Raw genomic sequence first — 2,364 nt, 5'->3', positions numbered from 1 at the left:
AGCTCTAGATTCTTGTTTTGACGCGTTTTCTTCACGCGAACCGGTATCCACTTCGCTCGAAAACGCTCTAATTCACTGCATTGAACTTGTAGGATGACTGCAGGAACGTGCCGAAGCGTTCGGCACGGATCGGGAGGACCGACGTCGGAAACGGACTGCCGAATCCCCTGGTGAGAACATCGGTCGTCCACATCGACCAGAAGCGGCCGCCGACGCCGACGCTGAAGCGCTCGGTCACGTCATAGGTCAGCACGGCTTCGAGCTGCATGCCGCGCCCGGTGCCGTTGGCCGGGGAATAGGGCGACGACTCGTCAGAACGCAAGTAATGTGTATCGAGACCGGAAACGGAGACGTAGGGCAAATAGGCCGCATCGGCCGTGAGCTTGAGCCCGGGGGCAATCGTGACCATCGCGTTCACACCGACGCGCAGAGAGTGCCAGTCTTCGGACTGCGAGATTGTGATCCCGGTGGTCGGCGACGGAACGGCGCAAATCACACCGCCGCCGGGATACGCAATCTGCGCGCATCCATAGGAGTCCTTGCGGTCGCGATAGAAATTATAGCCTGCGAACGCCCCGAGTTTCGCGCCCGGCGTTTCCAGCAAGGTGTATCCAACGTCCAGCGTGGCATAGGCGATCGTGCCCTCGACCCTGCCCTGGTATGTGTTCGAATAGGCCATGGCCGTGTCGCGATAGGTTGGTAGCCAATCCTCATCGTTCATGTGGCCGGATGTCAGCCCGCCGCCGCCGGCGAAGCCTTTCAGGAACACCCTGGCCGGACTGTCGACCCGGCCGAACACCTCACCGGAGTGCCCTGTGGTCTCATAGGTGAGCCGTGAAATCAGCGCGTTCTGCAGCGGCTGATCTGTGCTCATGCCGAGATCGTTCTGATAGCGACCGCTGCTGTACCAGTAACGCGCGCCGACTTCCGCCGACCACCCGGAGACCGAAGGCGCCGCCGTCAGCAAAGCGGCGGGCCGGTTGTCCCAGCCGCGCGATGCGTCCGCACCAGGGCGATAGTTCACGCCCAGCTTGACGACATGGCTGTCCTGCCGGACTGCCGTCGGCAGACCAGCGGTCTCGACCAGGCTGGCTGGATCGAGCGGCACCGTCTGAAAACCGCCAAGCGGCGTCACGATGTCGCGGCTCCCGAAATTGGCATAGTCGTATTCCAGCTTCATCGACCAAGCCGGTGCCAGCGCGTGCTCGACACCGAGCCCGATTGTCCATCCCCACTGCACCGCATTGGCGTTCACCGAAGCTTCCGGCCGCCCGAAGAAATCGAGAGCGTTGGTCGTCATCGAGAAACGGCTCGACAGAAACGCGGCGCCGCCTTTCACATAGGCCAGCGAGTGACCGGCCGGCCCGAAGGCCTGGCCGACCCGCCCGGTGATGGTACCCATCGCATCCTGCTGGATACGGCAGTTCGCCGAGACGAACAGGCCGGAATAGGCAAGGCAGGTGTTGGTGCCGTCGGCATCGACGGCAGAGACATCAGCTTCGAGGCCGAACACCCATGGCGATCCGGCCTGCTGCCAGTTGTAGCCAAGCTGGCCGCCGATGAGGGCCTTCGGCGTACGGATGTCGTCGCCATAGATCGACGGACCGTAGGGATCACCGACATGGGTGATGCCAGAGCCTCCGCCAAAATGTCCGCCGATATAGAAGCCGCTCTAGGTCCACGGCAGTGGCGGCGCCTTCACGACCGACCTCACAATGTCCGCAGAAAAAGCATCCGTTCCGTTCAGCGCCATGAGCACGCCGACCGCCACCACGTACCGCATCCGTAACACGAGCCGAGTCCTTTTCCTCGAGGAAACCAACTACGCATTACTGAGCCCGCACTATGGTAGGGGGCGAAGATTCGAACACCACCGGAGATAGCACATCAGCCAGGCCCCGCAACAGCGGCTCGCCCGGAATTGAGCCAAGCATTACCACGGGAGGCTGTGGTGGAGCAGTCCGTGGGATGGGTTTCGCTTCGCTCTACCCATCCTACGACTGTCGTCCCGTCGAAAGACGGGACCCATAACCACAGGGAGGTGTTGTGGCGCGAGCAAGCGGTTGCAGCGGAGCACACGACAAAAGCCTGTGGTTATGGGTCCTGGCCTTCGCCAGGACGACGCCGTCATTGCGAGCGCAGCGAAGCAATCCACCTCTCCACGCGCGGAGGTATGGATTGCTTCGCTGCGCTCGCAATGACGAGGGATGGGTTCTAGTTTAAATTTCAAACAGCGTGAGGATATGAGTCTGCGTTCTCGCGGCATGGATCGCCCGAGCTTTGCGTCTCGTTTCACCCTCCTCGAGATCAGAGGGCGCAGGGAAAGCCGGGTGCCGGTTGCACCCATGGGTCCCGTGCAACAAA

1 protein-coding gene is annotated in these 2,364 nt (G+C 61.8%); it reads right to left on the bottom strand.

Going from position 1 to position 2,364, the window contains the following annotated elements; translation table 11 throughout:
- Nucleotides 1-67 precede the first annotated feature (67 nt).
- Nucleotides 68-1,660, bottom strand: a complete 1,593-nt coding sequence (locus tag OZ411_RS42705; protein ID WP_349017087.1) for an outer membrane beta-barrel protein — start codon at nt 1,658-1,660, stop codon at nt 68-70.
- Nucleotides 1,661-2,364 lie beyond the last annotated feature (704 nt).

Source organism: Bradyrhizobium sp. Arg237L (assembly GCF_029990105.1).
Classification (GTDB): domain Bacteria; phylum Pseudomonadota; class Alphaproteobacteria; order Rhizobiales; family Xanthobacteraceae; genus Bradyrhizobium.
This window is presented reverse-complemented; position numbering and strand designations above follow the sequence as displayed.